We start from the raw sequence: 3,713 nt of genomic DNA, 5'->3' as shown, positions 1-3,713 counted from the left end.
AAGACGGGAAGTTTCGGCCCTTACGGATGCCCGGAAAACCTTAGCGTACGATTTTTTCCGAATTCTGCGGGCTCCCCGACCTGGGCGATCAGAACAGGGAGCAGGGCGGGCCTGGGCGCGGGGGGGCGGTCGGGTGAATTGCAGCGCTGCAATCGGTGAGGATCCCGGCCCCTCGATGGGATCGGATTGGGGGCGGGCTTTGGCCGTTGACCAAGAATGCAAAGCGGGGCAGCAGCCCCGCCAATCCACCTCCCTGATACCTATCAGCTACCAGTCAAGGTGCCTAGCCACCCCAGCGCCTGCGCCGCCAGCACCTCGCCGCCAGCGCCTTCCAGGATCGCCCGCACACTGTTGGCTAGCGCCCCGATCAGCGGCCAGCTCGGCGCCTGAGCGCGGGCGAGTGCCTGCAGAGCGGCATGCTGGCTCTGCAGTTCGTCACAAACCTCCCGCTGCAGCTGTCCATTCTCGATCACCTGAGCCAGCCAGGGCAGCAAGGCCGCCAGGGCATCGGCCTTCTGCTCACCGGTCACCGTCTGCTGTTGCTGGCCCCCGGGCGAGTTCTGCATGAACTGAAAGCCGGTAGCATTCCCCTGGATGTGAATGTTCACCGGCGCCAGCTGCTGGGCTTGCTGCTGCTCCTTGGGCGTAAACGTCATCCCTTCCCCCTGTATCCCCGCGTCTGTCAGATCGAGCGCCCAGATCAGCACTTTGTCGCGTACCGCCCCCAACAGCCCACGAACTTTGCAGGCCTCCACAGCTACCTCTGGTGTCATCGGTAGTCGTTGCGCTCTTCTTATAGAGTCCGCCAATTCAGCTGGAAGAAAGTACCTCGCCCCGAGTTCGTCGGCGGCCAACTCTTCAAGCTCAGTTACGGACCAGACAAACCGACATGTTGATAGCCACTCTGTCATCTCAGCTGACGGAGTACGAAGCGGGATCAATCCCCTCGCTGGGTTGTAGGCTTTCAGCTCACCACGTAGCAACCGGTAGGCCGGTAGCTCAACGCCATCAGGGTATCCCTGCAGCTCATGATTGATCCAAGCGGCCCATTCGGGCTGCCTGAGCAGGCGGGCGGCCACCAGGGCCTTACGCAGCAGATCGGCGGTCTTGACGGCGGGATCGCTGGCAAGGGCGATCAGTTCAGGGATAAGGGCGGGCATCGATGCGTTCCAGGGCAAAATGGGAGCCCCCATTGTACCCGGTTTGGCCGTGCCAGTTGCGGGCCTGCAAGCAGGCAGGACCCCGCCCGCCCTCGCTGGCCGGTTTTGCTCGCCGCTTTGGCCGTTGGCCCAGAAAGCAAAAGCCCCGCAAGGCGGGGCAATGTGTGAATGCAAGGCGGGTGCTCACCGGAGACAAAAGAGCCGGTCACCTGACCTTGTGGAAGATGAGAAGGATCAGTGGGACGCATACCAGGAAGCCCAGTCCTGCCGCGTCAAACACCACGCCGGTGGCTTGCATCACCGCGTCAATCATGGCGCGGTGATACTCCAGTGACACGGGGCCAGAGCCGACGACACTCTCCTTCTCCGCAATGTGCCCGAAGCTGGTAGAAGCCACCCCCAGCCAGAGGTAATAGCCCAGCGAGACCAGCGAGATACCGGCCCACCGCAACACGGTTTTGGTCTTAATTGCTAACATGACTCTCTCCACCTAGTAGCCCACCCACCGAGCCGCCTGAATACGGCGAGACGGTGCCAATGGCAGACGCGGCCTCGGCCATGGCCCGGTATGTACGGGTGTTTGGGTTATCCTCGTTCGCGGGCATCACCCCATCGGTATTCGGGTATTGCCGCCGAAACTCGTTGGTCATATCGACAACCTGCATCGAGGGCTCGGCGCTTTTCTGCATCAGGTAACGCTGCAGCGACAACGGTACGGCAAAATCCTCTTCCGACTCAACCCGCATCTGGGAATGGGTGGTATAGCCGCCCTTGAACACACTGGATCCCGCCATTTTCAGGCCATCGGTGGCGTGGGTCGTGCAGTTCTTCCCAGTCACATCGTACAGATCGATGGTGTGGCCGCCGCGCCGGGTCATGTCCCCCATGGTAGGGGTGGGGCTCACCGGCGCACCATTTCGCCACAGGCGCTCGAAGTAGGCGCGGGTGATCGCCGGATCGGCGTCGTCAATACGAAATGCCTTGGCGTTCACGCCGTACAAGGCGGTCTGGTAGTAGGTTCGCGCATCCCCGAACTGGAAGAAATTCAACACCCCATCGCCAACAGCCCCTAGGGATCCGACCGTGCGGCCAAATCGCCCGTAGGTGTAGACATAGGAGTTGTTGTCCTGGTGCACCGACACAAAGGCGTGACCCGCGCCGATAATCTCCGTCCACAGGAACACACCATTGGCCAGCGGGTTGTATGGCTTGGTGCAGTCGTCAGTCGAGTCAAGCCAGAAGCCTTGGGCCTGCGCCACGGGCGTCACACTGATCGGGTGGTCTTTGCGCAGATAAGAGATGGGGTCGGCGCTCGCCAGCCGCTTGTCTTGCCACAACCCCAGTCCTTTGCCGTACTGCCTCATTCTCTCCGGCGTCATCGTGCCCCCTCTGGCAGACTCAATAATACCATTGTGCCATGCACGGGTAATCCGACCAACCGAGGGGACACCCGGACAAGTCACCGTCTGTCCGTTGCAGTGCTGCAACCGGGATCAGCGCTGGGCGGTAAGCGACGGCATCGGTTCGCCGTCGCGCACCCGCCAGCAGGCAAGCGCAGCGCGGCAGCGTCCTTTTGCCCTTGGCTTTGGCCGTTGGCCTAGACTCCCAAATCCCCGCCAGCCCCCCCCGCACCCCAACATCTTGTGCCGCTGCAGCTGGCCTGTGCCACTAGATGTAGTGGATCCCGCAAGGATCTCCCCCGCCCGCTACCTGTCCAGGCCCGCGCCCCCGCTTTGACTTTTTGCCCATAACGATAAAACTCCAAAAACCGAGCAGCACCGGCGCGGATTTATTGGCCCTGACAGCGGCCACCAGGATCTGGCATCCTGCCGATCACCCACTCACCCGCACGACGAGGATCCCGATGCAGATCACCCCACTGGCTCTTGGCCATGGCCACACCCTGGCCACCCTGCACCAGGGCGGCGGCCCGCTGGTGCGCCCCGCTGGCAGCCCTGAACAGTGGCGGGTGGCCACGGCACTGCGTAACCTCGCCATCGCCCACACGGACGCGCCCAGGTACTTGCTGGCGCATGAGGTGGGCGCGGTGCTGGCCATGCTGCCGGATCTGCAGCGCCGCTTTTTGGTGGCCACCCTCTGGAACACCGGTGCCCGCATCAATGAAGCCTTGGCGCTGACCCCTGCCAGCTTCGAGCTCGATGGGGGGAGGCCGTTCGTGGTACTGCGCACCCTCAAGCAGCGTAACCGGGGCAAGGGGCGGCCCCGGGCGGGAACCGAGCTCAAGCGGCTGGTGCCGCTGCTGGATCCGGCCTATGCCCAGCTGGCCCGCGAGTACCTGAGCACGTTCAAGCTGGCCAAGTCGGCCCCGATCTGGACAGTGACCGATCAGACGGTGAGGAACTGGCTGAAAGAGGCAGAGGGGGGATTACGGGGGAGGGGGGTTCACCTGGTCGTGCCGCTGACGCCACATGTGTTTCGGCATTCGTTCGCGATGCACTTGCTCCTTTGCGGAAACGGGGTTTGGGGAGCAATGGAACCAAAAACCAACGTAAGCCCTACCAACGCTTTTCGGTGTCTTCTTCCCAGGCGCCC

The 3,713-nt window shown here is 62.8% G+C and carries 4 protein-coding genes; 1 reads left to right on the top strand and 3 read right to left on the bottom strand.

The genetic code is table 11. The features are described from left to right. Positions 1–263: 263 nt before the first annotated feature. From OKC29_RS22880 to OKC29_RS22870, 3 genes are all read right to left on the bottom strand, one after another. Positions 264–1,160, bottom strand: coding sequence for an AbiTii domain-containing protein (locus OKC29_RS22880; protein ID WP_247141779.1), 897 nt, complete (start codon positions 1,158–1,160; stop codon positions 264–266). Between the two features lie 205 nt (positions 1,161–1,365). After that, complete coding sequence (locus tag OKC29_RS22875; protein WP_134696306.1) at positions 1,366–1,638, bottom strand: hypothetical protein; 273 nt, start codon at positions 1,636–1,638, stop codon at positions 1,366–1,368. Further along, on the bottom strand, positions 1,625–2,497 hold the full coding sequence (locus OKC29_RS22870; RefSeq protein WP_247141782.1) for a hypothetical protein: 873 nt from the start codon (positions 2,495–2,497) through the stop codon (positions 1,625–1,627). Before OKC29_RS22870 ends, OKC29_RS22875 begins: the two co-directional genes overlap by 14 nt. Before the next feature lie 527 nt (positions 2,498–3,024). Between OKC29_RS22870 and OKC29_RS22865 the strand changes: the two genes are divergently transcribed. Next, a partial coding sequence (locus OKC29_RS22865; RefSeq protein WP_270669808.1) for a tyrosine-type recombinase/integrase occupies positions 3,025–3,713 on the top strand: 689 nt, incomplete at its 3' end.

Source organism: Aeromonas sp. QDB34 (assembly GCF_027705405.1).
Taxonomy (GTDB): Bacteria; Pseudomonadota; Gammaproteobacteria; order Enterobacterales; family Aeromonadaceae; genus Aeromonas; species Aeromonas hydrophila.
This window is presented reverse-complemented; position numbering and strand designations above follow the sequence as displayed.

What these genes read in the sequence shown, in the direction of transcription:
- OKC29_RS22875 (WP_134696306.1), bottom strand. Translation starts at nt 1,638, where the DNA reads ATGTTAGCAATTAAGACCAAAACCGTGTTGCGGTGGGCCGGTATCTCG.
- OKC29_RS22880 (WP_247141779.1), bottom strand. Translation starts at nt 1,160, where the DNA reads ATGCCCGCCCTTATCCCTGAACTGATCGCCCTTGCCAGCGATCCCGCC.